This is a genomic window from Arthrobacter sp. CJL-S3 (assembly GCF_056711635.1).
Map to the genome: position 1 here is coordinate 1,886,495 of NZ_CM160046.1, position 25,757 is coordinate 1,912,251.

A 25,757-nucleotide genomic window follows, 5' to 3' on the forward strand; every position below is an offset into this window, starting at 1 on the left:
TATTATGTCAGGACAAAATGTGGCGGGCCTGGGCCTTCCCTGAGAAGCGATATCGACTTAAGGCGGACGAATTTGACCGGCAACCGCTCGCTCCCTGAGTCCCGGGTTCCAGAATCCCGCGATGCACCCGCGCTCCGCTGGGGGATCATGGGTCCCGGATGGATTGCGGAACGCTTCACGGAATCCGTGCAGGCGCACACCTCGCAGGTGATCGCCGCGATCGGATCCCGCTCGCTGGACCGATCCGAGGCGTTTGCCGGTCGATACGGCGTCCCTGCGGCCTATGGCAGCTACCAGGAGCTGGCGGCCTCCGACGTGGACGTGATCTACGTGGCCACGCCGCACAATTTCCACTACGAAGCTGCGCTCATGGCGCTCGACGCCGGCAAGCATGTCCTGGTTGAAAAGCCGATCGGCATCAATCGCGAACAGGCGGCAGGCATCGCGAGCCGGGCAGCCGGGGCCGGCCTGTTCGCTGCCGAAGCCATGTGGACGTTCTTCCTGCCCAAGTTCGACGTCATCCGTCAGGTGCTCGACTCCGCAATGCTCGGTGACCTCACCACGGTCTTCGCTGAATACGGCGAGTATTTCGACCGCAGCCACCGGATCTTCGACCCGGCCCTGGCAGGCGGCCCGCTGCTGGACCTCGGGACCTATCCGCTCTCGCTCATCACGTCCGTCCTCGGCGAACCGGACCGCCTCGTGGCCCTCGGCGAACCGCATGAATCCGGAGTCAACGCCCAGCTTTCCGCTGTTATGTCCTTTACCGGCGGACGCCAGGCCATAATGAACACCCAATTGCACAATTTCACGCCGACCTCGGCCACCATCGTGGGCACGAAGGCCTCCCTGACCATTCACGGGCCGTTCAACATGCCTGGCGGCTTCACCATCCGCTTCCCGGACGGCACCCGGCTGGCCTATGAGGAGCCGGTCGGAACGCAAGTGGACGGCCTGCACTATGAGGCTGCCGCTGTCGCCCGGGCCGTCGCGGCAGGGCAACTGGAAGTCCCGCAGCGGCCGCTCGCCGAATCCATCCGGACCATGGCCGTAGCCGATGCCATCCGGAACCAGCTCGGAATCGAGTTCCCGGGCGAACGGCCACGGAAGCCATGAAGTCGGGGGCCAGAGGCCGCTGCAAGCATCAGAGCCCTGCGCTCTTAGGGGTGCCGGGCCCTGTTGCTGGCCCGGTTTTGTTTGGCGGCGGACGGTGGGTTCGATCGGCTGCCAGATAAGCTTGAACCTTCAAGTAAACCAGGGTAGGCTGATTGCATGACAACGACCCTCGACCGCCCGCCAGTTCTCTTCCTCAGCCATGGTGCCCCGCCGCTGGCTGACGATGCCACGTGGACCCGCGAACTCAAGGATTGGTCCGGCACTTTTGACAAGCCCAAGGACATCCTTATGGTGTCCGCCCACTGGGAAAACGCCCCCGTCACGCTCAGCGCCACCCGGCGTAACCCGGGACTGGTCTATGATTTCGGCGGCTTCGCCCAGAAGTACTACGACGTCACCTATGACGCCCCGCAGGCCCCCGGGCTGGCCATTGAGGTGGAGAAGCTCGTGGCGGGCCATGGCCACCATGTCGAACGCGACGAGGGCCGCGGCTTGGACCACGGCGCCTACGTTCCGCTCAAGGAAATGTTCCCGGACGCGGATGTACCGGTGGTGCAAATGTCCATGCCCACCCTTGATCCGCAGGGCCTGTTCGACCTGGGCAAGTCGCTGGCGCCGCTGCGTGACCGCGGCACGCTGATCGTCGGTTCCGGGTTTACCACACACAATCTGCGCTGGTTCAACCCCGCCGGCGGGCCCGACAGCACACCGCCGTCGGTCTCCCGGGAATTCGATCAGTGGGCCGAGGAAGCGATGGCGCGCGGCGACGTCGACTCCATCCTGGACTTCCTCCACAAGGCCCCGGCAGCCCGGGAGGCGCACCCTCGCAGCGAACACTGGGCCCCGCTGTATGTCGCGCTCGGGGCAGCCTACGAGTCCGGCGACCTGCAGGCCAAAACCGCGATCGACGGGTTCTGGTTCGGCCTGTCAAAGCGCTCCTGGACCCTGACCTAAGCCGCTCTGACACCGCTCGCCGTTCCCGCCGTCGAGGCGACCATCGTTGAACCCGGAGAACTGCCCGCTGCCGTGCCTGTGGCCGGACGGCTGTTCGTTCCCTGCCATCCTCCGATCTCAGGTCTCCGCGGTCCACGAGCCGCGCGCCGGATCCCGGATTCCCTTTGACCCAAGGAGCTAAGTCTTCGAATGAACACCACACTGCGCGACGTGCGCTCGCAAAACTGGACCGCCGATGCGGTTCCCGATGCGGTCGCACTCTTACTGCATGGCTTCGGCTCCAACGAGCACGACTTGGGCTCGCTGGGCCCCGCGCTTGGGTTGAACCTGCCTTGGGCTTCCCTGCGGGCACCGATTGAGCTCGGCAACGGCGGTGCGGCATGGTTCTCGATCACCACGCCCGGAAACCCAGCGGCCGGGCCTGTGGAGAAAGCAACCGACGCCATCTGGGCCTGGGTCGAGGCAAACGTGGACCCCGGCACGCGCATCGTGCCCATCGGGTTCTCGCAGGGAGGGCTCATGGCCAGCCAGCTGCTGCGGGCGCGGCCCGAACGGGTGCTGGCCCCCGTAGTGCTGGGCGGATTTGTGCTGGGCGCACCGCAGCCGGGCGACGAGACACTGCGCGGCAGCCGACCAACCCTGTTCTGGGGCCGAGGCTCGGACGACCGCGTCATCGCCCCCGCGGCGATTCGCCGCAGCAGCGAGTACCTCCCACAGCACACGACGCTGATTGAGCGGGTGTATCCAGGACTGGCACACGGCATCAACTCACCCATGCTCGACGACGTTCGCGACTTCCTCGCCAGTGGCGTCGGTTCTCAGGCGGTGCCACGCGCATGAGCGCCACCGTCCCCTTCGAGATCGGCATTTTCACCTTTGGCGAGCTCACCCGCAACCCTGAGGGGAAGCCGATGGATGCAGGTGCGCGAATCCGCGACATCCTTGAATGGGCGAGGGTCGCCGACGAGGCGGGGCTGGACGTCTTTGGCGTCGGCGAGCACCACCGGGAGGACTTCGCGGTGTCCTCGCCCCCGGTCCTGCTGGCCGCAGCGGCCGCGCAGACCCAGAGAATCCGCCTGACCAGCACCGTCACGGTCCTTTCGAGCGCCGATCCGGTCCGCGTCTTCGAGGACTTCGCAGCGCTGGATCTCATCAGCGCCGGACGCGCCGAAATCACCGCTGGACGCGGTGCCTACCTGGAGTCCTTCCCGCTCTTCGGCCAGCCCCTGGAGCGGTACGACGAATACTTCGAGGACCGGCTCGAGCTGCTGCTGCGGATCCGCGACGAAAACCCCGTCACCTGGAAGGGAACCACCCGCCCCTCGCTGACGGATGCGGGAATCTGGCCACGCCCGGCCCAGGCCGTCTTGCCGATCTGGGCTGCGGTCGGCGGGACGCCCGCCTCGGCAGTGCGTGCCGGAAGGCTTGGGTTGCCGTTGTACCTGGCGATCCTCGGGCGACCGGAGGGGTTCGGACCTTTGGCCGAACTATATCGACGCTCGGCGGCACAGGCTGGCCATATGCCGGGGCGGATCGGCGTGACCTCGCATTTTTACGTCGAGGAGACCTCCCAGGGAGCGAAGGACACGTTCTTCCCGCACTACTCTTCATACATCCAGCAGAACATGCCCCGCGCCGGGCGGCTCGATCGCGCAAGCTTCGAGGCCTGGGCGGCCCCGCGCGGTGCGCTTTTCGCTGGCAGCCCGGCCGAGATCGTCGACAAGATCCTTTGGGAGCACGAGATCCTAGGCCATACCCGCTTCCTCGCCCAGGTCGGTCTGGGCGGTCTGTCGCAGGCGGACACTCTGCGCTCCATCGTGATGCTGGCGACCGAGGTGCTGCCTGCTGTCCGGGCGGCGCTGAAGCAATAAGAACGCGTCCGCGACTTCCGGACATCGATAAAGTCTGTCGGCCCCGCCGCTGTGATGTTTCCGCTGGCCAGGCCTCGTTGAGTCCCTGAGCGTCGATCGCGAACCCCGCTGCGGAGGTCTTGACGTCCGGCCGACTGCCCCGCCATAGGCTCACTGAGGGGGCATCTGATACCGGTTCGTGCCCAGCACCGGTCCGGCACCCGGCGGGAATTTTCGGTCCGGGCCGGTGTTAGGTCTGAGTATGAAAGCAATCGTGTACCGTGCCACCGGCGATCCGTCTGTTCTCGAGCTCGTCAACCGCGTGATCCGGGACCCGGGGCGCGGGGAGGTGCGCGTGCGGATAGTGGTCTCCGCGGTGAACCCCACCGACTGGAAGTCGCGCCGTGGTGCCAAACCGGGGGAGCCCCTGCCCTTCGCGGAGGTCGTGCCGAACCAGGACGGCGCCGGAGTGGTGGACGCCGTCGGACCGGGCGTCGAGCACCTCCACGTCGGCGACAGGGTCTGGCTGGCCTTGGCCGCCTACCAGCGCGCCGACGGCGGGACAGCGCAGGAGTTCGCCGTCCTGCCGGCCGGGCGGGTCTTTCCGCTGCCGGAGAATGCCGGGTTCGACCTCGGCGCAAGCCTGGGCGTTCCCGCGATCACCGCCCACCGGGCCCTCACCATCGCCGAGGACGGCCCGCGGCGGCTGCGCCCGGGCGCCTTGGACGGCAAGGTAGTTCTCGTTGCTGGAGGGGCAGGCGCCGTCGGCCATGCGGCGATCCAGCTCGCCAAGTGGGCCGGCGCCGTAGTGGTCACGACCGTGAGCGGACCGGCGAAGGCTGCGCTGGCCACGGCCGCCGGCGCCGACCACGTCATCAATTACCGGGAAACCCACGCCGCCGCGGAGATCCGACGGATCGCTCCCGACGGCGTCGACCAGATCGTGGAGGTGGCGCCCGCGCGGAACGCGGAACTCGACCTGGCAGTAATCCGCAACCGCGGCTCAGTCGCGGTCTACGCCAACAACGGCGGCGATCAGGTGACCCTGGACGTACGCAGGCATTTCAGCCTCAATATCCGCTACCAGTTCGTGTTGCTCTACACCGTTGGCATGGAAGCGGTGCACGCTGCCGCCGAGGACATCAATGCGGCCCTCGCCGACGGCGCCCTTCCGGTGGGGGAGGCCGCTGGCCTGCCGCTGCATCGCTTTGACCTGACTGACACGGCTGAGGCCCACGCTGCGGTGGAAGCGGGCATCGTCGGCAAGGTGCTGATCGATGTGTCAGCGGGCTAGCCGATAACGCCTCGGGGGCCTCGCGGGGGTCATCACGCCGTACAGGCGCGGCGCTGAGCCGCCCGAGCAGCCCGCCCTGCGGACCGGTACCCCGGCACTGAAGACCCCGGCCTCCGAATCGCCGGAAGTCTCAAAGCCGGGGAGTAGATCCGAGGATGAGATTCCTTCGTCTCCTGGTGCGGCTGCGGGAGAAGGGCAAAGGCCACTCAGACAGACGGCATTCTCTTCAGGAAATCTGCAGTCCGCCGTTGATGTCATACGTCGCGGCCGTGATGAAGCCGGCGTCCTCGCCCATGAGGAATACCATCAGCGCGGCGATGTCCCGCACGGTTCCCACCCGGCCCACGAGGATGTCTGCCGCCATGGCGGCCTTTCGCTCCTCCGTCAGGGTTCCACCCATGATGTCAGTGTCCACGGGGCCGGGGGCCACACAATTGACGGTGACACCGTGCTGGCCCATTTCCCGGGCCAGTGCCCTGGTGAAGCCGATGATCGCAGCCTTTGAGGCACTGTAGGCCACCTTGGAGTAGGTCCCGCCTCCGCGCTGGGCGGAGATGGACGAGACGCTCACGATCCTGCCTAGCTTCCGCTCGATCATGCCCCTGAGCACGCGCTGGGTGACCAGGAACGTACCGGTCATGTTGATCTTGAACACCCGCTCCCAGGCCTCGAGCGTCTCGTCCATGAACTCCGTGGGTGAGCTGATGCCTGCCAGGTTGGCCAGGCCAATGATCGGCGGCAGCGTGGATTCGACCTCATCGATGGCAGCGTTGACGGCGGCCGGATCGGACACGTCAGCGCCAACCCCGACCGCCTTGACGCCGTAGGCTTCGGTGATTTCCTCCGCCGCTTTCCGCGCCGCGCCGCCGTCGATGTCCAGGATCGCCACCGCCCAGCCTCCGCCGGCGAGCATTTCAGCCGTCGCCCGTCCGATGCCGCGCGGAGAGGCGGCGCCGGTCAGCACCGCCGTCCGCTCTGCCGGGAACTTTGCTTGCTGAGTCATGTCCTCAAGCCCCTTGTCACCTGGTTGTCAGCTCTTGATGTCAAAGTCGTCGGCGGCTACAGCTTCCTCGCCGACGGTGGCCGGCGTACCGGGCCTCACATGCCCTTCCGGACGCTTGCGTGCGTAGAGATAGGTGGCCACAGCGGTGATGCCGAGGCAGGCTGACAGGAACACGAGGCCGGAACGGTTGTCTCCGGTGGCGTCATTGAACAGCCCCACGGCGTAGGGAGCCACGAACCCGCCGAGGTTACCGAGCGAGTTGACCATCGCCAGCCCGGCCGCTGCCGCAGCGCCGACCAGAGCCGTCGCAGGCATGGCCAGGAACGGGGCAATGGCGGAGTAAATACCCATTGCCGCCAGGGTCAGGGCCAGAAGTGACAGGATCGCGTTGACCTGGACCAAGTAGCCGGCGGCCAGGAGGCCAATGGCCGCCATGACCATGCTGAGGGTCGCATGAAGGACCCGGTTGCCGGTCCGGTCCGAGCGCTTGCTCCAGAAGTACACGAAAACCGCCGCAATTGTGTAGGGGATGGCAACGATGAAACCGACCTGCGTGGTAGTGAAGTCGCCCAGTGCGGCAACGATCGTCGGCATCCACAGCCCGAGTCCATAGATACCGCAGACCAGTCCGAAGTACAGCGCGGAGTAGGCAATGGTCCGCGGGTCCTTGAGGCCGGCCAGGAAGTGATGCGGCCGCCCCTTCTGGTGTCGGGCAAGCTCATCGTCCATGGTTGTGGTCAGCCATTCGCGCTCGTCGTCGGCCAGCCAATGCGCCTGGCTGGGACGGTCGGTCATCAGGACCGGGGTCAGAATGCCGAGGATAATGGCCGGGATGCCTTCAATGATGTAGAGCCACTGCCACCCCTGCAGGCCCCATGTTCCGTCCATTTGCAGCAGCAGGCCCGAAACGGGTGCGCCGAGGGCGTTGGAGATGGGCTGCGCCAGGATGAAGATGCCCAGCACCGTGACGCGCTGGGCGGCCGGGAACCACAGGGTCAGGTAGAACAGGATGGCCGGGAAGAACCCTGCCTCGGCCGCGCCCAGCAGGAACCTGATGATGTAGAAGCTGGTCTCGCCGGTCACCAGGCACATGGCCGTGGCGAAGATACCCCAGGAGATGAGGATCCGGGCGATCCATTTGCGGGCGCCGAACTTGTACATGCCGGCGTTGCTCGGGATTTCCAGCAGGGCGTAGCCGAGGAAGAAGATGCCTGCGCCAAGGCCATAGGCAGATGCGCTCAGGCCAATGTCCTCGCTCATGGTCAGCTTCGCGAAGCCGACATTGTTCCGGTCGAGATACGCAATGAAGTAGAGCAGGACAATGAGCGGCATAATGCGGCGGCGCACCCGGCGCAGAGTGCGCTGGCCAAGCTCGTCGAGTTGATTAGCAGGATTGCTGGACGTCATGGTGCACCTCGCTGTCAGAAACGAGCCAGCCGGGTTCCTCAGCGGAACAGTTCTGGTTTACCACTCTGTGGCGCAATAGTCACCAAATTCCGTGCAACCGCGCTTGCCCGGGAGGGGCTCAGTTGATGGGGGCTGGGCCAACTTCGGCGGACACGTCTGCCAGTGCCACCCGGGCACCGCCGAGGGCCAGGACCTGCGCGATCCCGCGGCCCATGTACCCGGAGCCGACGACGGCGATCTTGCGGGCGGCGTTAAGGGCGGCCGCGGTGGTGGTTGATTCGGTCATGATCAGACTGCCTTCGTGTAGTGGGGCTCATAGGAGCAGATGGCGTCCACCTTGGCGGCGGAGGAAGAGGTCTCGTCGAAGCGGTGGCTGAGCCATTCGCCAGGTTCGCTTCCCCGTTGCCTTCCTCGATGACGCTGCGGCGGATGGCGGAGATGACGGGGATGCCGATGCCGACGTTTGCGGCGGTCTGCTTGAATTCGGCGAGGCGGGCGGGGCTGAGGTCACCGGGGCGGACCCAGCTGTCGGTGAGGTCCGCGTTGGTGAATCCTGCGTCCTTGACCTCGGTGAGGACCTCGGCCCTGGCGGAGGCCTCGGCGTCGTTGATCTCGGTTCCCGCGGCGTCGGTTCCCGGGAACTGCAATCCTGTTTCCTAGGAACTGCGCGCGACAGGCAGGATGGAGTCAACGACACGCTGACTGTCCTGGCGCCACTCAAAACCTTTCGGGGGTGGCCCTGCCTTGTGAAGGGTCACCTCTGAACCGGCCCTGACTGGAGCACTGACCTGCTGGCGCTGGGGACGCCGGTCGTCGGTCACGTAGGCGCCGGCTTCATTCGGCGTCGGGCACGCCGTCCCCTGACCCTTCCGCTGGCTTGAGCTTCCGGCGTCTGCGCCGGCGGCGGACGATCACCAGGCCAAGCACGACGATGGGGACCAGCACCCAGCCGCCGATGTCGAGAGCGTCACCGATGGCCTGTGCGAGAGCACCGGCCAGGGCGGCGAGAACGCTCAGGCTCGCGACCCAGGCAATGGACCCTGTGACGGTCCACAGCAGGAACTTGGGCCACGGCATCTTGGCAGCCCCCGCGGCAATGGCGCCCCAGAGCCGGACGACAATGACCCAGCGGCCGAAGAACAAGGCTGTGCCGCCGTGCCGGTCGAAGAACGACTCCAGCTGGACGATGCGGTTCTCGTCGGCGTGGAAGCGGTGTGCAAGTCGCAGCATCAACGGGCGGCCTCCCACGCGCCCAAGTATGTAGCCAATAGTGCTCCCGAGCATGGCGCCCAGGCTGCCGACCGCGATCACGGCTGCAAGGTTCAGATCTCCGTGGCGTGCCGAGGCGTAGGCCCCAAGCAGAACGGCCACGGCGGGAAGCGGTACACCGGCGCACTGGGCCAGCACAATCACGAAGACGCCGAAGTAGTACGGCCAATCGTCCGCCACCCCTGCCTCCGCGGCGACGAAGCCTGCCCAGCCGAGCGCCACGAAGCGGAGGGTAGAAAATCCGGTCATCGCTCACACCTCACTCCGCCGTGTCTTCCTCATGGCGGTCCCGCGCTCCCCGCGGTTATTTTGCGGTCGTTGCGCCCGCGACGACACCGGGATGGCCCTTGTATACCCTTGTGGCCCGGGCCGCGTCAAGAGCACGCTGCAGTCACACCCTGACCCGGTGCGTGAATTCACCCGGAGCGGATGAGGTGCCGCACTTCACAGAGGGCACAGGATGGAGCTGCAGCGGTCCGTCGGATCCCGCTTGACCGGCCCGGACTGTGAGGAACATCAGCGGAATCGGTACCAGCTTCACGACACGACTGCGCCGACCACAAGGCCGACGGCAGAACATTTCAACGGAAAGCGGTCGACAAAATGAGTACTGCCCATCATCCTGTCGCTTCAACTGGCTGGACCGGTTGGGTCCGTTTCGCCGGAGTCATTCTGATCATCAACGGCGTTTTCAGCGGCCTTCAAGGTCTCGTCGCGCTCACCGGGCCCGATACCTACTACCTGTCGACCCAGGGCGCGCTGTTCCTCTTCGACGCGGAGGGCTGGGGCTGGTGGAATGTGGCTCTCGGGGTGCTCCTGATCCTCACCGCTGTCGCGCTCTTCTCCGGTGCAACGTGGGCTCGAATCGTTGCTGTCGTCGTTGCGGGCGTCAGTGCGGTCGTTCAGCTGATGCTGATTCCGGCGCAGCCGTGGTGGTCCTTGATCGTCATCGCCATCGACGTGCTGATCATCTACGCGATCATCGCCCACGGCGACGAGCTACGGACCGGTGAAACGCCGTCGAACGTCGCCTCCTGAACTGGGAAGCAAACGAGTTTCCACTTGACCGGGAAGGCAAGGGAAACCGGCAGGGTGCCCCGGTTCCGCATCCTGACATCCCGCGCCGGCGCTCCGATGGGACCGTCCCGGCGCAAGGGCGATGCGCTCACCACCCCGCCGTGCCCGGGCCACCCTTGAACGGACCAACGATCTGCGCGGTGATCCAACCGCCGTAGAAGTCCCCCTCCTGGGAGGTCACCTGCTCGCCGTCGACCTCGCAGGAGTCCATGTGACCCGGGTAGAGGGCCACCCGGATACTGAGCGCCTCGAAACCCCGGGAGGGTTCCGGGTAGGTCCACCCGGCACGGGGAACAACGACTCCGCCGGAAACGACGTCGAAGTAGTGCGCTTCCCCCTTGAACTCGCAGAAGCTGGTGCCCTCGACCGGGACGAGTACACCGGCAGGGAAAGCGTCAAAGGGCAGGTAGTAGACAGGGGGATGACTCGTCTCCAGGACGCGGACTGCATCGGTGGTGTCGGCTATAACCTGCCCGCCAAGCCGCACGATAACCCGTTCGGATCGCGGCTCGACCCGTGGCGGCCGCGGGTAGTCCCACACCGATTCCTGACCGGCCCTGGGTTTGATGGGCTGGGGACGCCGGAAATAGCCGGAAAAACCTTGAACGGGAGTCATCTCCCCATGTTGCCATCTTCTGCTGGGAGGCCACCGTGAATGCCCGGGTTCCTGGGACCCCTGGACGTGCTCCTGAACGGTGTAGTGGAAGGCGTGAATGAATTCAGCACTGAACCCGATGAAACCAAGCGCCACGTTGGTTACCAAACCGGGGGTTAGCGCCGGACATCCATTTCGGAGTGGGCGGGCCTCGGGGCTTATGGCCCGTGACAGCGGACTCGGCGGTCTGGAGGATTGCCCGATGACGATGCCCCAAATCATGAAACAGCCTTACAAGCCAGCCGCGGTGTTCGTGGGGCTGGTGGCATCGGGCTTCCTGTTCCGGCGCTTTCAATTGCGCTGGGGTGCCACCCCCGCCGAAGCCGACGGCGGGCTGCCGGGCGACGACTTCCTGGCCAGTGCCGGCCTGCAGTTAACGCGGGCGATCACCATCGAGGCTCCGGTGGATGCGGTGTGGCCCTGGCTGGCGCAGATGGGTCAGGGACGCGGCGGACTCTACAGCTACGACTTCCTTGAAAACCTGGCCGGTTTGGACATCCACAGTGCTGACCGTATCCACCCGGAGTGGCAGGACATCAAGGTCGGCGACCGCTTTCATCTGGCACCGGCTGCTTCCGCGGACTTGGAAGTGGGGTTGGTGGAGCCGGGCCACGCCCTTGTGCTGCGCGTTCCTCCCGGTTCCCCGCCCGGCCCGTTCGATTTTTCCTGGGCATTTGTCCTGCAGCCCCGGCCCGGCGGCACCACCCGGCTGCTGGTGCGGGAGCGGTATGCCTACCGGCAGTGGTGGGCCCGGTGCCTGGTCGAGGCGGTGGAGGTTGCCAGTTTCATCATGTCCCGGCGGATGCTCCAAGGGATCAGGAGCCGCGCGGAGGGCAACGCTTAGCAGCGTTCCTTGAACCTCTGGGGAAGGCCGTCACCTGTCGTCCGGGCGAGCCCGGTCAAGCCAGTCACTGAGCAGCGCGGCGAGGAGCTCTGGCCGCTCGTTCAGGTGCAATTGCGCGAAGCTGCCTGGCAGGAGTACGGGGAATTGAAGGGGTCAGGTGCCGAACGCGCAAGACGTGCCACTAGCGATCTTGGCGTTGGGACTTGGCGTGGTCCGGGCGTTCAAGCAGTCGGGACACCGTGTAGCCGGTGACGAGGCCCCAGAACGCCGGATGGATGTTGAAGAGACTCAAACCGGAGATGGTGACGACGAATGTCACCAGGGACCCCAGGGTGAAGGCTGTGGCGAAGGCGGTCACGAAGGCCTGCTGGAGAGCCCGCAACATCGCAATGCCGCCCAGGGCCAGGATGAATTCCTTGGGCGCGGCGAGCATGAGGCGGGTGAGGGTGGGGGCCAGGAGGGCACAGACCATGGCCAGGATGCCGAACACGACGGCAGCTGTGTACTGGCGCTGCCTGCTTCCCGAGGAGGTCATGAGGGCGTTGGTGGGCCCGGTCACGCAGGCTGAAACGGCGCCGCAGCAGGCGTTGAGCAAGGAAAACGCGCCTGAAGCGATGGCGAAGACGTTGACCGGCGGATTGTGGCCGGCGGCGCGGAGCACGGCGACGCCCTGACCATTCTGAACAAACAACACGGTGAGGGCCAGGGGAACAACCAGCTCGAGCTGGGCAGCCCAGGTGAACTCAGGAAGCGTAAAGACGGGGGTGGCCAGGATTGGCCCGCCGTCCCGGAGGGCAAATTGGCCACTTGCCGCCACTGCGAGGCAACCGACCACAAGGGTGCCGAGCACCGGCGGAACGAACCTGCCCAGGGCGGGCACGGCTGTGAGGACCAGGAATGCCGCCACCATCGGGACAGCAACCACAGGGTTGGCCTGGGTTGAGGCGACGATGTCCGTGCCGAATTTCAGGAACACAGCGGCCACCATGGCCATCACAATGGGCATCGGGACCGCCGCCATGATGCGCCGCACCATTCCGGTGGCACCCAGGGCGAGGATGAGAACAGCGGACGTGAAGAAGGCGCCGACGACCTCAGGAAAGGACAGGTGCTGCAGCGACGGGCCAAGGAGCACCGTGCCGGGAATGGACCATGCGAAGCCCAGGGGCTGGCGATAGAGGAGCGACATGAAGACTGTCGCGGCCCCGCCCGAGAAAAGGATGGCAAACACCCAGGATGCGAGCTGGCCCTGGGTAAGTCCGCCCGCTGCTCCAACGGCCAAGGTGACCGCTATCGGGCCGGAGCTGGAGAAGATGAGACCGATCACCCCATTGGATACATAGGGAGGGCCCAGGTCACGGAGGAATTGGCGTACGCCTGCGGGGCGACCCTCGGGGCGTTCAAGCAGCGGTTGGGACTCCGCAGCCACAGCGGCCTCCGCGTGGGGCATGGCGGGCGGGATCAGACGGGATCGCGGCATTCTGGCTCCTGGGATCGGCGGAAAAATACTGGCGCCCCGGAGCTGACACTCCGGGGCGCCTTCCGTGCCAGATCCGGGGCCGGCACCGATTGCGAGGGGTGGTTCCTACTTGTGCTGGCCTTCCTTGGCGAGGACGTAGTCATAGACCACTTCTTCGCCGGTCTGGCCGTCCGTGCGCGGACGCGGGTCCAGCATCAGCTCGGGCTTGACTGCCGATGCGATGTCATCGGCGTTGTGAGCATCGCCGGGGAAGTACAGCTGCTGGGTGACAGGCTGGAAGCCGGGCGCGGAGACCTTGATGTGGATGTGCGCCGGGCGCCAGGCGTGCCACCCGGCCGCGTTGATCAGCTGTCCGCAAGCTCCGTCGGTGGGAATCTGGTACGGCGCCGGGCGCATCGTGTTGATTTCGAAGCGGCCGTCGTCGTCTGCCTTGACCGTGGCGCGGAAGAGCCACTCGGGGAGGCCCGGGGCGTACTGGGAGTAGAACCCGGCGCTGTCCGCGTGCCAAATTTCCACCTGGGCTCCCTGGATTGCATTGCCTTCGGTGTCAGTGAAGTGGCCCGTGAAGTGCAGCGGGGTGCCCTCCTCGTCCTCGCGCATCTCCACGGTGCCAGGGCTCTGGAGCACGGGGGCGCCGGGCACGTAGTAGGGTCCCTCGATGGTGCCCACGGTGCCTGGACGGTCCTGGGAGTTGACGTCCTCGACAGTGTGTTCCAGCCACACGTCCAGGAACAGCGGCCATTCCCCGTCCGTCCCTACCTTGATCAGCCAGGCCTTGAGTGCGTTGTATTCCTCGTAGGTGACCTGGTGTTCGACGACGATGTCGTTGGCGGCCTTGATAAGTGCCCCTGCCAGCAGGCTCACCCGTTCCTTCGGCACATCCAGATGAGCGAGCTTTCCTGAGGCGGTGAAGCGTTCGGTGGCCTTTGAGCCGGCTTCGACGGCAGTGCCCTCGTCCTCTGTGCGGGTGTCCGCTTGGGTCTCAGTCATGGTGTTCTCCATACTCTTCATTGAACAGGGGAGGAAAGGTCCCTGCACCCGTTGCGAGCCTCCGTGCGTCAGGATTTGAATCCGCGGTGACGTGGCTGCGCGTGATGTCTGTCTCATGGTAAGCCTCGCGATAAGGACGCCACAAATATCTATTTGGGGGCTTTTGTGTCATAAAGCCTACATAGTTGCACCCTTGGTCGAACCTAGGTATTTGCCTGATGTGAGGGTGGTCACGATAGGACAAAATTGGCGGACAACGTTCCCCGTCGGCGCCACCGTCTGACCCTGACCTGCCGCCAATCCGCACAGCACTCTCCAATGAAGGAGCAGCCATGACCGAGAACCTGAACCATGTCCGTGAGGTCCTTGCCGACGCAGTGATCGACGACCGTGAGAACGGCGTCATCCGGGCCAAGCGCGAAATTTTTACCGATCAGGAGATTTTCGAACTGGAGATGAAGCACATCTTCGAGGGCAACTGGGTTTATCTCGCGCACGAGTCCCAGATTCCCAACGTGGGGGACTACTTCACCACCAACATTGGCCGCACCCCCGTGGTGATTACCCGAGACAAGGACGAGAACCTTAACTGCATCGTCAACGCGTGCTCCCACCGCGGCGCCATGCTGTGTCGCCGGAAGACGGACAACCGCACGACGTTCACTTGCCCGTTCCACGGCTGGACGTTCAAGAACTCCGGTGAGCTGCTGAAGGTCAAGGACTCACGCAACGCCGGCTACCCGGAGAGCTTCAACAAAGAGGGTTCCCACGACCTCACCAAGGTTGCCCGCTTCGAGTCGTACCGCGGTTTCCTGTTCGGTTCCTTGAAGGCTGACGTTCTCCCGCTCGAAGAGCACCTGGGTGACGCCACCAAGGTGATCGATTCCATCGTGGATCAGTCGCCGGAGGGCCTCGAAGTGCTGCGTGGGGCATCCACATACACCTACGACGGCAACTGGAAGGTGCAGGCCGAGAACGGCGCCGACGGTTACCACGTCACCGCCGTGCACTGGAACTACGCCGCCACCACGGCCCGCCGCAACTCCGGCGACTCCGCCAACACCACCAAGGCCATGGACGCCGGCAAGTGGGGCAAGGTCAAGGGCGGCTTCTATTCCTACGATCACGGTCACCTGCTGCTGTGGCAGGAATGGACCAACCCGGAGGACCGCCCGCTGTGGGACCGCCGCGAGGAGCTCGTTGCCAAGTACGGCGAGGAGATGGCGAACTTCATGATCAACATCTCGCGAAACCTCTGCCTGTACCCGAACGTCTACATCATGGACCAGTTCTCCTCGCAGATCCGGCACTTCCGTCCCATCTCCGCGGACCAGACCGAGGTGACGATTTACTGCATCGCACCCAAGGGCGAATCGCAGGAGAACCGGTCCAAGCGCATCCGGCAGTACGAGGACTTCTTCAACGCCACCGGCATGGCCACCCCCGACGACCTCGAGGAGTTCCGGTCCTGCAACAAGACCTACTGGGCCACCTCGGCGCCGTGGAACGACATGACCCGCGGGTCTACCCACGAGATTGCCGGCCCCGACGAACAGGCCAAGGCGCTGGGCATGACCAAGGTGATCGCGTCCGGCGTGCGCACCGAGGACGAGGGGCTCTACCCCATCCAGCACGGGTACTGGAAGGAAGTCATGGACCGGGCCCTGGCGGAAGAGGAACAGTCCGCACTGGACACCGTTCCTGTCACCGCATGACCTAGACCACGTGGAACCAGAGAGAGTGCATAACCCATGACAAACCTGATCAGAACAGTTGCGGCGCTCAAGAGCGCTGAGGAGATCGCCACCCTCGAAACCGTCCGCGCCTTCCTTTACAAGGAGGCCCGGCTGCTGGATGAGCGCCAGTTCGATGAATGGCTCCAGTGCTACCACCCGGACTCCGAGTTCTGGATGCCCGCATGGGACGTCGACGACCGGTTGACCGAGGACCCGCAGAACGAGATCTCGCTCATCTATTACGATAACCGCGGCGGCATTGAGGACCGTGTCTTCCGGATCAAGACAGACCGGTCGTCGGCAACCTCCCTCCCGGAGCCCCGCACCGGGCACAACCTCACAGGCATCGAGATCGTGGAGCACGACGGCGACCAGGTGAAGGTGCGCTTCAACTGGTTCACCCTGTACTTCCGCTACAACACAACCGACACGTACTTCGGCACCAGCTTCTACACGATCGACCTCGCCGGCGAGGCGCCGGTCATCATGAAAAAGAAGGTCATCCTGAAGAACGACTACATCCACCACGTGGTGGACGTCTACATGATCTAACGGCCGCGTGCCGGTGCCCGGCACTTCCCGGGCACCGGCGCGGACGGTTCCAAACCCCGTGCCCACACAGGCACATCCGCACTTTCCGGATCGCGACGACGCGACCCCCAGCAGGAGGAAATCATGGGCCACAAAGTAGCCCTCAGCTTCGAAGACGGCGTCACCAAAGTCATCAAGGTAGGCGACTACGAGACGGTGATGGACGCCGCATACAAGGCCCGGATCAACATTCCGTCAGATTGCCGGGACGGCGCCTGCGGCACCTGCAAGGCCTTTTGCGATTCCGGCTCCTTCGACCCCGGCGACTTCATTGACGACGCGATGACGGAGGACGAACTCGCCAAGGGCTACATGCTGACCTGCCAGGCGGTCCCGGAGTCGGACCTGGCCATCCAGATCCCTGCCACATCGGCATCCGCGAAAACCTCGGCCACGACCTTCACGTCCACCCTGACGGAACTCAACAAGCATTCGGAAACCACGGTTTCCTTCAGCCTGGAGGTCGAAAACCGCGACGCCCTGGCCTTCCTCCCGGGCCAGTACGTCAACCTCAAGGTCCCCGGAACCGACGCGGAGCGCTCCTATTCGTTCAGCAGCGGCCCCGAGGTTCACACCGCCTCCTTCATGGTGCGGGTAACGCCGCAGGGCGCGATGTCCGAGTACCTGCGCGACCGGGCGGCGGTGGGCGACACCATCGAACTCACAGGTCCCTACGGTTCATTCTTCCTGCGGGAGCCCAAGCGCCCCCTGCTGCTCCTGGCGGGCGGCACCGGTCTGGCCCCGCTCCTGTCCATCCTCGAGAAGCTCACCGAGAACCCGCCGTCGACGCCGGTCCACCTGATCTACGGGCTGACCCGCGAGGCGGACATCGCCGGCCTGGGCTGGCTGCGGGAATATGAGGCGAAGCTGCCCGGATTCACCTGGGACTACATTGCTTCCGAACCCGGAACGTCCGCTCCCCACACCGGCTATGTCACGCAGATCATCGAGCCGTCCCACCTGAACGACGGGGACGTTGACATCTACCTGTGCGGCCCGCCCCCCATGGTCAATGCCGTGTCGAAATGGCTGGACGCCGAGGGCATCAAGCCCGTCAACTTCTACTTCGAGCGCTTTGCCCCGAAGGAGGCCACCGGCGGCGACGCCGAGACCGGTGCACCGGCACCCGTGGAAAAGATCCAGGCCGAAGGCGACACGATGACCCGCAGCGAGGCCGTCTCGTCGCTGGAGACCGGCCGGCTGGATTTCCGCAAGGAGGACAGCTTCGCCCAGCTGGACGCCCGCATGGGCCTGGAGCTCGCGGTGAGCGAGCTGATGCTGGGCCGCCTCACCGAGGAACAGCTGCACCAGTTCCGGCGGCTCGCCGAGGCCACCACCCGCTCTGTGGCGGCCGGCGTCGTTCAGGAACCGGGTGAGTTCGCGCGGACCAACGAGGAGTTCCACGAATACCTCTTTATGATCTGCGATAACCCCATGCTGCTGGAGTCCTACCGCCGGCTCGATGTCCACGCGCAGATGGCTGCGGCCTTCGAGATCGGGACGCACATCTTTGAGCGGGTCACGCAGGACCACGTTGATGTCGTTGATGCCTTCGAGCGTCAGGACAAGGCGCGGGTGCGGGAGGTCATCATGGCCCATGCGCACGACGCCAAGGAAACCATGGCCACGGCGATCGATGCCAAGGCTGGCCAGTGATGCCGCAGCCATATGCTGGTCAGTTCATTACTCCGGGCCGCTATGCCGGCAAGGTGGCCCTTGTGACCGGCTCCGCCCAGGGCATTGGCCAGAAGGTAGCGGAGCGGATCGGGGCCGAGGGCGGCGCCGTTGTCCTCGTGGACCGGTCCGACCTGGTCCACGAGGTGGCGCAAGGGATCGAGGAGGCCGCACAGGCCTCCGGTTCAGGAAGCTCGGCCACCGCCGTGACCGCAGATCTTGAGACCTTCGCAGGTGCGAAGCAGGCCGTGGAGGCTGCGCTGGCCGCCCACGGCCGGGTGGACGTCCTGGTCAACAATGTCGGCGGCACGATTTGGGCGCGCCCGTACGAAGAGTACGACGAGGACCAGATCGAGAAGGAGATCCGCCGCTCACTCTTCCCCACCCTCTGGACCTGCCGGGCGGTGCTGCCGGCCATGCTGGGACAGGGCTCCGGCACCATCGTCAACGTTTCATCGGTGGCCACCCGCGGGATGCACCGGGTGCCCTATGCAGCGGCGAAAGGCGGGGTCAATGCCCTAACGCAGTCGTTGGCCATGGAGGTGGGCGGACGCGGCATCCGCGTGGTCGCAACCGCCCCGGGGGGTACCGAGGCGCCGCCGCGCAAGGTCCAGCGGGGGCCGGAGGCCGAATCCTCCATGGAAAAGGCCTGGTACCAGGTGATCGTCGACCAAACCGTGGATTCTTCTTTCTTCAAGCGCTACGGGACCTTGGACGAACAGGCCGCGCCGATCGTATTCCTTGGATCAGATGAAGCGTCGTACCTCACCGGAACCATCCTTCCAGTTGCTGGCGGGGACCTGGGCTAAGGCCACGGGCGATGAATTCCCGCAGCCCGGGGCGGGCGGTCCGCTCCAGTAGGATTGCGGTCATGACGACGGGCTCCATAAGCGGCGAAATGGCGGAGGACCTTCCGCTCGTCGGCCGGCGGGGGGTCTTCGAGGAGCTGTTGGAGATGCTCCGGACCGTCCGCAAGTCAGAGGTGGGCGCAGTGGTGATTTCCGGGCCATCGGGCTCCGGGAAGACCGCAGTGCTCGATTTGTTTCTTGAGCACTGCCGCTCCGGCTTCCGTGGTGTCCGCGTGCTGTCCGCCATGGGCGACGAGTGGGAGGCTCAGTTTCCCCTCGCCGGCTACTCCCAGCTTATGCTCACGGTGCCGCTCCGCTCGGCCAAGGATGACGACGGCGGCCCGCCCGTTCCCTCGGGCCCCGTCGCGGCTCTCACCCCGGCCCAGGTGGTCAACTACGCGTCGACGCTGAGCGCCCACCTGGAAGGGCTGCAGTCGCACGGCACCGTAGTTGTCGCCGTCGACGACGTTCACAAACTCGACGCCGAGAGCCTGCGCATCCTCACCTTCGTCATGCGCAGGCTGCACGGAAAACGGATTCTGTTCCTGCTCACGATCAACCCTGATGACGCAACACGAGTCCCCGTAGGTGCACTGGACTTCCTTTCCGGTCATCAGGTCACCCGTATCCCGCTGGATCCGCTCACTCCGCAGCAGGTCCAGCATCTTGCCCGGACAACGCTCGGCATCGACCTGAGTGCCACGGCGGCCCACGGGCTGGTCCAGCACACCGGCGGAATTGCGCAACCGGTCGTCGAGCTGCTCCGCGAGTTACCAGCGGAGACGTGGCAGTCGTGGTTTCCCTCCCTGCCCCCGACCTCCCGGGTGCGCGCCCGGATGCGCAGCGTACTGGCAGCGGCCTCTCCCGGGCTGGTCTCTCTGGCAGAGGCTGCGTCCGTGCTTGGACGCAGCGCGGGTCTGGCAGAGGTTTCCCAGGTCAGCGGGCTGGAGTCGGTCATGGAGGTACTCGACGAGGGACACCGGGCAGGGCTGCTGGGGCTGACTGTGGATCAGGCCCGTTCTTCCGTGGTGTTCTTTGAACCAGGCATAGCCGAGGCCATCTACGAACAGATCGTCCCCAGCCGGCGCATTGCGCTGCACCGGCTGGCAGCTGAGGCCGTACAGGCCGAGGGTGAGCGTCTGGGGCACCGCGTCGCAGCGACTCCCGGTCCAGACGAGGCCCTTGCTGAGGAGTTGGAGGAGTATGCCCGGGGCCAGGCCGTGCTGGGGGTGTGGCAGGATGCCGCGACGGCACTGTTCTCCGCGTCCCGGCTTTCGAAGGACATCCGGTCCCGGAACGACAGGCTGTTGAGGGCCGTGGATGCCCTGGTGGGCTCCGGGAATATAGCCCAGGCGCAGATGTGGAGCGCGGCAGTGGACGCCCTGCCGTCCTCACCGCTCCGCTCCTCAGTCCTGGGATACCTCTCTACCGTGTCCGGACAAAATGACAGCGCGCAGACGCAGCTGGAGATGGCCTGGCGCACCTGCAACCCGCAGCGTGATCCCGCGGCCGCGGCGCAGGTCGCGCAGCGCTTCGTCCTGCACGGGGTGGCGTCCTGGGACGGCCCGCTGATCACCGGCTGGGCTGAACGGGCCATGGAACTTACGCAGCCGGGAACTCCCGCGCACATTGAATCAGAGGCGATCTACGGCTTGGGACTGTATGCACAGGGCCGGCTTTCCGAGGCGGAGGCCTCTTATCACCGGGCCTTCGAACATGCTGCCGAGAACGCCCAAAAGCAGCGGGTGCAGATGGGTGCCGGCTGGCTGGCATTGCGCCTTGATAACGTTGAGTCGGCGTTGGTGAACTTCGAGGCGGCTGCTCCCACTGAATACCGTGGCGGCTCGATGCGGATTTCCCTGTGGGCGGAGGCCTGGCTGGCGCGCACCCACCTGGTGCTTGGCAACTGGGATGCGGCTGCCGCCACCGTGGCGCGCGCCTCCGTCCGCCTCGAGACCACGCGGATGCCGCTGATCCGGCCCCTGCTTTACTGGACGGCTGCGGAACTTTGGTCCATGCGGGGGGACTGGGACCGGGCCCGATACTACGTTTCACAGGCCGCGGTGCAGCCGGGGACCTACCGGGCCATGCAGGTGCCGGCAAGCCTTGCCCGGGCCCGCTTCCACGAGGCGCGGGCCGACTATGAAAGTGCTTTGGCTGTGCTGCAGCCGCTGACGGAGCTGGACCCCTGGACGGAGAACCGGGTGTCCTTCTGGCCCTGGCAGGACACCTACGTCAACGCCCTGGTCATGACTGACCAGCTCGACGCCGCCGACTCGTTCCTCACCGCGTTTGAACGGGTCCCGCGAGAGCGGGAAGTGCCGTCGGATCTGGCGCGGATGGCGTGGGCAAGGGGCCGGCTCGTGGCCGCCCAGGGGGACCCTGACACTGCCAGGGAACACTTCGAGGCGTCCCTGGGCCACCTCCGCGGACTTAACCGGCCGTATTTGCGGGCCCGGATCAGCTTTGCCTTCGGCCAGAGCATGCGCCGGGCGGGCAAACGTCGTTTGGCGTCCTCGGTCCTGCGCGTGGCCCGGGACCTGTACGACACCCTTGGGGCGGCCACCTACGTGGAGCGGTGCGACCGTGAGCTCAAAGCAACAGGTCTCGACATTGGTAACCTGCCCGATCCGGCCGATCCCGTGCTCATGGCGGCCAGCGAGCACCACCTACAGCTCACAGTGCAGGAACGGGCGGTGGCCGAACTGGTAGCGGCAGGGGCCACCAACAAGGAGGCGGCCCGCGCCCTGTTCCTGGCGGAGAAGACGGTGCAGTACCACCTGACCCGGGTCTTCCGGAAAATGGGGATCCGCTCCCGCAGCGAACTTGCGGCTGCGTTCCGGGCCAAGGACTGACCCGGGACACAGCTTGTTCTGATGCAAGCAGGGGTAATTTGGCCCGGCGTTTACTTGACGTCGGACGGGTGCTTGGCGAGCGGCACCACCGAGATGTCCATGAACGGGAACAGCGGCAGGTTCTGCAGGATCTCGTGAAGTTCGTCGTTCGAATCGACGTCGAAGATTGAGTAGTTGGCGTACTCCCCAACCACCCGCCAGATTTCCGGCCACTTTCCCGAGCGCTGCAGCTCATGCGAGTAGGCCTTTTCCTTGGCCTTGATCTCCGCGGCTTCAGCGGCGGGGAAGTCGGCGGGCAGGTTTACGTCCATGTGGACCAGATATTTCACGGGTGTACTTTCGGAAGTTGGGATGTTATCGGTCTGAGCGGTACAGGGAGAGCTTGTCTTCATCAACAGCTGTGCCTACGCCCGGTCCCTCGGGAACACGGATGCGACCGCCGGTGATGGCCAGGGGCTCGGCCAGGAGGTCGTCGGCCATGTCCAGGTAATTGGACAGCTCCGCTGCACGCTTGGCCGTATGGGCGAAGGCGGCGCCGAAGACCACCGAGGCAGCCGTGCCGACCTGGGTGTCGATCTGGTTGCCTATATAAACATCGATGCCCATACCCTCGGCCATCCCGACGATTTTGGCCGCCTCGGTAAAACCGGACCGTGCCGTCTTGACAGCCAGAAGGTTTGCGCCGCCGGTGAGGATTTCCCGTGCGGCCTCACCAAGATTGGCGGCAGACTCGTCCGCGGCAATGGGGATAGGGGAGTTCGCCACGAGGCGACGGCGCCCGAGGACTTCGCGCGCATCGTCGGGCTCCTCCAGGAACTGAAGTCCCAACTCCGCCGTGCGTCGCAGCACCTCGGCGGCCTCGTTGGCGGACCACCCGCGGTTGGCGTCCATGTAAAGCTCAGCGTCCTCGCCAAGCCCATCCCGCAGTACCCGGGCGGCCTCGATGTCGAGGTGAAGGGGGCGGCGGCCGGTCTTGAGCTTGAACGTGTTGATGCCATAGGTCTCGCGGAACTCCAGCGCCAATGCCAGCAATTCCTGGGCAGGCTTGAAGCCGAGCATATGGGAGACCCGGAGCGAGTCGGAGTACCCGCCCAGCAGCTTTGTGACCGGCTGCCCGAGAGTCTTGCCAATGACGTCCCACAGGGCGATATCCACGGCTCCCTTGGCCGTCTGGTTGTGGACAGTCCGATTCAGGATCTCCTGGACCTTCTCGCGGTCAAAGATGTCGACCCCGATCAGCTGCGGGGCAAAAATATCCTCTACCACCGCGACGATGGACTTCTGCGTCTCCCCATAGGTGTAGGGGCGCGGCGGTGTGTCGGCAGTGCCCACGACCCCGTCGTCGGTGCGAAGCCTGATGAGCACATGGTCTGCCTCGTGCACGGATCCGGAGGCGAAGTGCAGGGGGTGGAGATAGGGGATCGAGTAGGGAATCGCCTCAATGGCTGCGATCTTCATCAGCGGGTCAGCCTTTCATCAGTGGGAAACGGTGCGGGGCCGGGGTGCGGGGGCAGGTGCCCGGGCTCTGCAGTCGCGGTGTCAACGACTTCGAGGAAATTCTGCAGCAGGGCGGAGGGATGCCCTCGCATCCAGGCGACTGCGAGTTCCACCGCAGGGACGTTTTCAATTTCCCGGTAGACAACGCCTTCGAGTTGAATGGCCCGCACGCTGGACGGCATGACGGCCACCCCGCCCCCTGCGGCTACAAATGCCAGCATCGTGGAGGTCTCTCCTACCACCTGGGCAATGCGCGGCCGGAAGCCCGCCTGGCGGCACAAGTCTGACGTGGTGCGGTAGAGCACAGACTCGGGTGCATAGGCGATGAACTCCTGGTCCTGCAGTTCGTGCATGGCCACGTTCCGGTCTATCGCCAGGGCGCTGAACGAGGGAAGCGCGACGACGAGCGGCTCCTTGGCCACAATCCGGTAGTCGATGTCCGGGGACGCAACGGGGGGGCGCAGCAACGCGGCGTCCAACGTACCCTCCCGCAGCCCTGCTTCCATGGAAGGTGTGAGCATCTCGCCGTGCAGCGCCAGCGACAGTCCGGGCAGGACCTGCTTGGCAAGGCGGGCGATCTGCGGCATAACGCCGTAGGTTGCCGACCCTGAGAAGCCCACCCTCAGAACGCCGGTGGCGCCCTTACCCACTTGAGAGACATCGGCCTGAAGTGTCGCCAACTCGTTGACGATCTGCCGACCGCGATCCAGCAGGAGTTGGCCAGCCGCTGTGAGGTCCACCCTCCGCGTAGTGCGGTTGAGCAACTTCACGCCAAGCTGGTCCTCCAACTGACGGATCTGCTGCGAGAGAGGTGGCTGCGCCATGTGGAGGCGCTTGGCGGCGCGGCCAAAGTGCCGTTCCTCGGCCACCGCGATGAAATAGTTCAATTGGCGGATGTCCAAGGTGCTGCCGTCCTTCTGCCGGGACCGGCCTCAAGGATGCTGCCCTGTGCGCGGTGATTAGTTCAAATAATAACCATAATAAGCACTACTAGGTCATTTAGCACGCGTAATAATGTCAGGGCAGCATCACGCGGGCTACCTGAGTTGCTCCGAAGGGATGCTGTCCCTTGTCCGCCCTTCGACGATCTCCTCCACTCTGTGCTCGGCTTCCTCCAGCTTTCGCTGGCGGGGGACCAAAATGGTCACGACAGCGCCGACGAGGGCTACGGCCCCATAGATATAAAACGCTGTGGCCCCGCCAATGCCTGCGGCAGCCAGCCAGCCACCGATGATGGGCCCTAGAATCCCGCCGAAGCGTCCCACACTTGCACACCATGCCACGCCAGCGGCCCGGGCATTGGTGGTGTAGTAATTCGACTGGAACCCATAAATCAGGACCTGGGTGCCCAGTGTGCCTACGCCGGCGAAGGCGATGAAGGTGAACAGCAAGGGCAGCGGGAAGCTGAAGGTCATCAGCACCAGGCTGATGGTCGCCAGAACAAAGGTGGAGGCGATGACCCGCTGGGGGCCGCTCTTGTCAGCGAGGCGCGAAAGCAGGAGACCGCCCGCGACGGCACCCAGGTTCAGCGCCAGGGGGAAGAACAGGGAGTATGTGCGCCCGTAGCCGTAGCCTTCCATGATTTTCGGCAACCATGTGTTCAGGCCGTAAGTCAGGAGCAGGCCACAGAACGACATCAGGCCAAGCAAAATGGATGGCACAGCGAACTGCCGGGAGAACACTGCGGCGAAACCTGTTTTTTGCGGTGCGGCGCCCACCTGTTGAATGACCCGTTCCTCGATAAGCGGAACGCCGGTGCGTTGTGAAGCGGCCTGGGCTTCCTGCTCACGGCCGCGGGCCAGCAGCCAGCGCGGAGACTCAGGGAGCTTGAACCACGCGATGGGCACGAGGAGGACGAGGGGTAGTGCGCCGATCATGAACAGCCCGCGCCAGCCGATGTCATTGAGCAGCAGGATGCCCAGGATTGATGCCAGGACGCCGCCCGCAGGGACTCCGGAATACACAATTGCGTTGTAGAACTGACGTCTTCCGGCGGGTGCGAATTCAGCCATGGTGGCGCCGGCAGTAGCGATAACCACTCCCAGGCCAAGCCCGGTAACAAACCGCAAGGCTCCAAAAGCAGTGACGCTGGTGGCAAAGGCCGTCACGAACATGCCCACGGAGAACCAAGAGATGCCCAGGAGCATCAGCCGGCGCCGGCCGAAGAAGTCGCCGACTGCGCCGCAGACCAGGGAACCCACGAGGACTCCGATGAGCGCCCAGGACCCCAGGAGGCCGGCGGCAACTGTATCAAAAGCGCCGATCTGGCTCGGGTCCGCAAGCAGTCCCGGAAGGACGGTGCCGTAAATAACGAGGTCGTATCCGTCAAACACGAGGGCCGCGCAGATGATGAAGGCGACCCAATTCGCCGTGCGCGCCTCCTTTTTTGGATTTTCGGCTACAACGGCATGTGGTTGTGTCATGGTGCCAGGTCCTCTCTGCGCGAAGTGAAGACGGAGCGGCGCAGCGAAGGATCTTCGGGGCCAACTTCCGATTGCTTTCAGCCTGACAGAGGTGTGATTCAAGTCATATGAGGGAAATGCCCTGCTTTTCGCCCGGGGGTTATTCATATGCTGCTGATATCAAACAGCCTGATTTAGGAGGTGCCGCCCTGGCA

22 protein-coding genes and 3 pseudogenes are annotated in these 25,757 nt (G+C 65.0%); 12 read left to right on the forward strand and 13 right to left on the reverse strand.

The features are described 5' to 3' along the window. The first annotated feature begins 72 nt into the window (after nt 1–72). From AC06G6_RS08480 to AC06G6_RS08500, 5 genes are all read left to right on the forward strand, one after another. Nucleotides 73–1,116 (forward strand): Gfo/Idh/MocA family protein, encoded by a 1,044-nt coding sequence (locus AC06G6_RS08480; protein WP_479828102.1) that lies wholly within the window; start codon nt 73–75, stop codon nt 1,114–1,116. Nucleotides 1,117–1,272: 156 nt separating this feature from the next. Continuing rightward, entirely contained in the window at nt 1,273–2,070 is a 798-nt protein-coding gene (locus tag AC06G6_RS08485; RefSeq protein ID WP_479828105.1) for a dioxygenase family protein, read from the forward strand. A 189-nt stretch (nt 2,071–2,259) separates the two neighbouring features. Then, on the forward strand, nt 2,260–2,910 hold the full coding sequence (locus tag AC06G6_RS08490; protein ID WP_479828107.1) for an alpha/beta hydrolase: 651 nt from the start codon (nt 2,260–2,262) through the stop codon (nt 2,908–2,910). Continuing rightward, nucleotides 2,907–3,941 carry an LLM class flavin-dependent oxidoreductase gene (locus AC06G6_RS08495; protein WP_479828109.1) on the forward strand — a complete coding sequence of 345 codons (1,035 nt, stop codon included), beginning with the start codon at nt 2,907–2,909 and terminating at the stop codon, nt 3,939–3,941. The genes AC06G6_RS08490 and AC06G6_RS08495 overlap by 4 nt, the downstream gene beginning before the upstream one ends. A gap of 241 nt (nt 3,942–4,182) precedes the next feature. Continuing rightward, complete coding sequence (locus AC06G6_RS08500) at nt 4,183–5,214, forward strand: NADPH:quinone reductase (RefSeq protein WP_479828111.1); 1,032 nt, start codon at nt 4,183–4,185, stop codon at nt 5,212–5,214. Between the two features lie 226 nt (nt 5,215–5,440). Here the strand turns inward: AC06G6_RS08500 and AC06G6_RS08505 are convergent, their stop codons facing one another. The 6 genes and pseudogenes from AC06G6_RS08505 to AC06G6_RS08530 form a co-directional block, all read right to left on the reverse strand. Further along, nucleotides 5,441–6,217 carry an SDR family NAD(P)-dependent oxidoreductase gene (locus AC06G6_RS08505; protein WP_479828115.1) on the reverse strand — a complete coding sequence of 259 codons (777 nt, stop codon included), beginning with the start codon at nt 6,215–6,217 and terminating at the stop codon, nt 5,441–5,443. 27 nt (nt 6,218–6,244) lie between these two features. Beyond that, nucleotides 6,245–7,624 (reverse strand): MFS transporter, encoded by a 1,380-nt coding sequence (locus tag AC06G6_RS08510; protein WP_479828119.1) that lies wholly within the window; start codon nt 7,622–7,624, stop codon nt 6,245–6,247. A 139-nt stretch (nt 7,625–7,763) separates the two neighbouring features. Beyond that, nucleotides 7,764–7,910: pseudogene (locus tag AC06G6_RS08515) on the reverse strand (3-hydroxyacyl-CoA dehydrogenase NAD-binding domain-containing protein); the annotation flags it as partial. A gap of 2 nt (nt 7,911–7,912) precedes the next feature. Further along, a pseudogene (locus AC06G6_RS08520) lies at nt 7,913–8,011 on the reverse strand (D-erythrulose-4-phosphate isomerase 1); the annotation flags it as partial. After that, nucleotides 7,993–8,271, reverse strand: a pseudogene (locus tag AC06G6_RS08525) (sugar phosphate isomerase/epimerase); the annotation flags it as partial. The pseudogenes AC06G6_RS08525 and AC06G6_RS08520, both read right to left, overlap by 19 nt. A gap of 187 nt (nt 8,272–8,458) precedes the next feature. After that, the gene (locus AC06G6_RS08530) at nt 8,459–9,142 is read right to left on the reverse strand and encodes a DedA family protein (RefSeq protein ID WP_479828122.1); all 684 of its coding nucleotides are present in this window, start codon (nt 9,140–9,142) and stop codon (nt 8,459–8,461) included. A 354-nt stretch (nt 9,143–9,496) separates the two neighbouring features. Between AC06G6_RS08530 and AC06G6_RS08535 the strand changes: the two genes are divergently transcribed. Beyond that, on the forward strand, nt 9,497–9,931 hold the full coding sequence (locus AC06G6_RS08535; RefSeq protein WP_479828124.1) for a DUF7144 family membrane protein: 435 nt from the start codon (nt 9,497–9,499) through the stop codon (nt 9,929–9,931). Between the two features lie 127 nt (nt 9,932–10,058). Here the strand turns inward: AC06G6_RS08535 and AC06G6_RS08540 are convergent, their stop codons facing one another. After that, a complete protein-coding gene (locus AC06G6_RS08540; RefSeq protein WP_479828126.1) occupies nt 10,059–10,586 on the reverse strand; it encodes a DUF427 domain-containing protein in 528 nt (175 codons plus the stop codon). Between the two features lie 97 nt (nt 10,587–10,683). Between AC06G6_RS08540 and AC06G6_RS08545 the strand changes: the two genes are divergently transcribed. Then, nucleotides 10,684–11,469 (forward strand): SRPBCC family protein, encoded by a 786-nt coding sequence (locus AC06G6_RS08545; RefSeq protein WP_479828128.1) that lies wholly within the window; start codon nt 10,684–10,686, stop codon nt 11,467–11,469. A 181-nt stretch (nt 11,470–11,650) separates the two neighbouring features. On the opposite strand, the gene AC06G6_RS08550 is transcribed toward AC06G6_RS08545, so the two are convergent. After that, on the reverse strand, nt 11,651–12,949 hold the full coding sequence (locus AC06G6_RS08550; protein WP_479828130.1) for a benzoate/H(+) symporter BenE family transporter: 1,299 nt from the start codon (nt 12,947–12,949) through the stop codon (nt 11,651–11,653). A 105-nt stretch (nt 12,950–13,054) separates the two neighbouring features. Then, the gene (gene catA, locus AC06G6_RS08555; RefSeq protein ID WP_479828132.1) at nt 13,055–13,951 is read right to left on the reverse strand and encodes a catechol 1,2-dioxygenase; all 897 of its coding nucleotides are present in this window, start codon (nt 13,949–13,951) and stop codon (nt 13,055–13,057) included. A 320-nt stretch (nt 13,952–14,271) separates the two neighbouring features. On the opposite strand from catA, the gene benA reads away from it, so the two are divergent. From benA to AC06G6_RS08580, 5 genes are all read left to right on the forward strand, one after another. Then, a complete protein-coding gene (benA, locus tag AC06G6_RS08560; RefSeq protein WP_479828134.1) occupies nt 14,272–15,654 on the forward strand; it encodes a benzoate 1,2-dioxygenase large subunit in 1,383 nt (460 codons plus the stop codon). Between the two features lie 36 nt (nt 15,655–15,690). Beyond that, nucleotides 15,691–16,227, forward strand: coding sequence for a benzoate 1,2-dioxygenase small subunit (gene benB, locus AC06G6_RS08565; protein WP_479828138.1), 537 nt, complete (start codon nt 15,691–15,693; stop codon nt 16,225–16,227). A gap of 123 nt (nt 16,228–16,350) precedes the next feature. Next, a complete protein-coding gene (gene benC, locus AC06G6_RS08570) occupies nt 16,351–17,922 on the forward strand; it encodes a benzoate 1,2-dioxygenase electron transfer component BenC (protein WP_479828140.1) in 1,572 nt (523 codons plus the stop codon). Next, the gene (locus AC06G6_RS08575) at nt 17,922–18,749 is read left to right on the forward strand and encodes a 1,6-dihydroxycyclohexa-2,4-diene-1-carboxylate dehydrogenase (protein WP_479828142.1); all 828 of its coding nucleotides are present in this window, start codon (nt 17,922–17,924) and stop codon (nt 18,747–18,749) included. Before benC ends, AC06G6_RS08575 begins: the two co-directional genes overlap by 1 nt. Before the next feature lie 62 nt (nt 18,750–18,811). Then, nucleotides 18,812–21,643 carry an ATP-binding protein gene (locus tag AC06G6_RS08580; RefSeq protein WP_479828146.1) on the forward strand — a complete coding sequence of 944 codons (2,832 nt, stop codon included), beginning with the start codon at nt 18,812–18,814 and terminating at the stop codon, nt 21,641–21,643. A gap of 50 nt (nt 21,644–21,693) precedes the next feature. Here AC06G6_RS08580 and catC read toward each other — a convergent pair whose 3' ends face one another. The 4 genes from catC to AC06G6_RS08600 form a co-directional block, all read right to left on the reverse strand. Further along, entirely contained in the window at nt 21,694–21,972 is a 279-nt protein-coding gene (gene catC / locus AC06G6_RS08585; RefSeq protein WP_479828148.1) for a muconolactone Delta-isomerase, read from the reverse strand. A 25-nt stretch (nt 21,973–21,997) separates the two neighbouring features. Beyond that, the gene (locus AC06G6_RS08590) at nt 21,998–23,101 is read right to left on the reverse strand and encodes a mandelate racemase/muconate lactonizing enzyme family protein (protein WP_479828153.1); all 1,104 of its coding nucleotides are present in this window, start codon (nt 23,099–23,101) and stop codon (nt 21,998–22,000) included. Continuing rightward, nucleotides 23,101–24,042 (reverse strand): LysR substrate-binding domain-containing protein, encoded by a 942-nt coding sequence (locus AC06G6_RS08595; RefSeq protein ID WP_307464311.1) that lies wholly within the window; start codon nt 24,040–24,042, stop codon nt 23,101–23,103. Before AC06G6_RS08595 ends, AC06G6_RS08590 begins: the two co-directional genes overlap by 1 nt. A gap of 135 nt (nt 24,043–24,177) precedes the next feature. After that, entirely contained in the window at nt 24,178–25,563 is a 1,386-nt protein-coding gene (locus tag AC06G6_RS08600; RefSeq protein ID WP_479828600.1) for an MFS transporter, read from the reverse strand. Nucleotides 25,564–25,757: the final 194 nt, after the last annotated feature.

Bases quoted from the DNA above. Each gene is read 5' to 3' on its own strand.
- AC06G6_RS08485 (WP_479828105.1), top strand. From the start codon at position 1,273: ATGACAACGACCCTCGACCGCCCGCCAGTTCTCTTCCTCAGCCATGGT.
- AC06G6_RS08490 (WP_479828107.1), top strand. From the start codon at position 2,260: ATGAACACCACACTGCGCGACGTGCGCTCGCAAAACTGGACCGCCGAT.
- AC06G6_RS08495 (WP_479828109.1), top strand. From the start codon at position 2,907: ATGAGCGCCACCGTCCCCTTCGAGATCGGCATTTTCACCTTTGGCGAG.
- AC06G6_RS08500 (WP_479828111.1), top strand. From the start codon at position 4,183: ATGAAAGCAATCGTGTACCGTGCCACCGGCGATCCGTCTGTTCTCGAG.
- AC06G6_RS08505 (WP_479828115.1), bottom strand. From the start codon at position 6,217: ATGACTCAGCAAGCAAAGTTCCCGGCAGAGCGGACGGCGGTGCTGACC.
- AC06G6_RS08510 (WP_479828119.1), bottom strand. From the start codon at position 7,624: ATGACGTCCAGCAATCCTGCTAATCAACTCGACGAGCTTGGCCAGCGC.
- AC06G6_RS08530 (WP_479828122.1), bottom strand. From the start codon at position 9,142: ATGACCGGATTTTCTACCCTCCGCTTCGTGGCGCTCGGCTGGGCAGGC.
- AC06G6_RS08535 (WP_479828124.1), top strand. From the start codon at position 9,497: ATGAGTACTGCCCATCATCCTGTCGCTTCAACTGGCTGGACCGGTTGG.
- AC06G6_RS08540 (WP_479828126.1), bottom strand. From the start codon at position 10,586: ATGACTCCCGTTCAAGGTTTTTCCGGCTATTTCCGGCGTCCCCAGCCC.
- AC06G6_RS08545 (WP_479828128.1), top strand. From the start codon at position 10,684: ATGAATTCAGCACTGAACCCGATGAAACCAAGCGCCACGTTGGTTACC.
- AC06G6_RS08550 (WP_479828130.1), bottom strand. From the start codon at position 12,949: ATGCCGCGATCCCGTCTGATCCCGCCCGCCATGCCCCACGCGGAGGCC.
- catA (WP_479828132.1), bottom strand. From the start codon at position 13,951: ATGGAGAACACCATGACTGAGACCCAAGCGGACACCCGCACAGAGGAC.
- benA (WP_479828134.1), top strand. From the start codon at position 14,272: ATGACCGAGAACCTGAACCATGTCCGTGAGGTCCTTGCCGACGCAGTG.
- benB (WP_479828138.1), top strand. From the start codon at position 15,691: ATGACAAACCTGATCAGAACAGTTGCGGCGCTCAAGAGCGCTGAGGAG.
- benC (WP_479828140.1), top strand. From the start codon at position 16,351: ATGGGCCACAAAGTAGCCCTCAGCTTCGAAGACGGCGTCACCAAAGTC.
- AC06G6_RS08575 (WP_479828142.1), top strand. From the start codon at position 17,922: ATGCCGCAGCCATATGCTGGTCAGTTCATTACTCCGGGCCGCTATGCC.
- AC06G6_RS08580 (WP_479828146.1), top strand. From the start codon at position 18,812: ATGACGACGGGCTCCATAAGCGGCGAAATGGCGGAGGACCTTCCGCTC.
- AC06G6_RS08590 (WP_479828153.1), bottom strand. From the start codon at position 23,101: ATGAAGATCGCAGCCATTGAGGCGATTCCCTACTCGATCCCCTATCTC.
- AC06G6_RS08600 (WP_479828600.1), bottom strand. From the start codon at position 25,563: ATGACACAACCACATGCCGTTGTAGCCGAAAATCCAAAAAAGGAGGCG.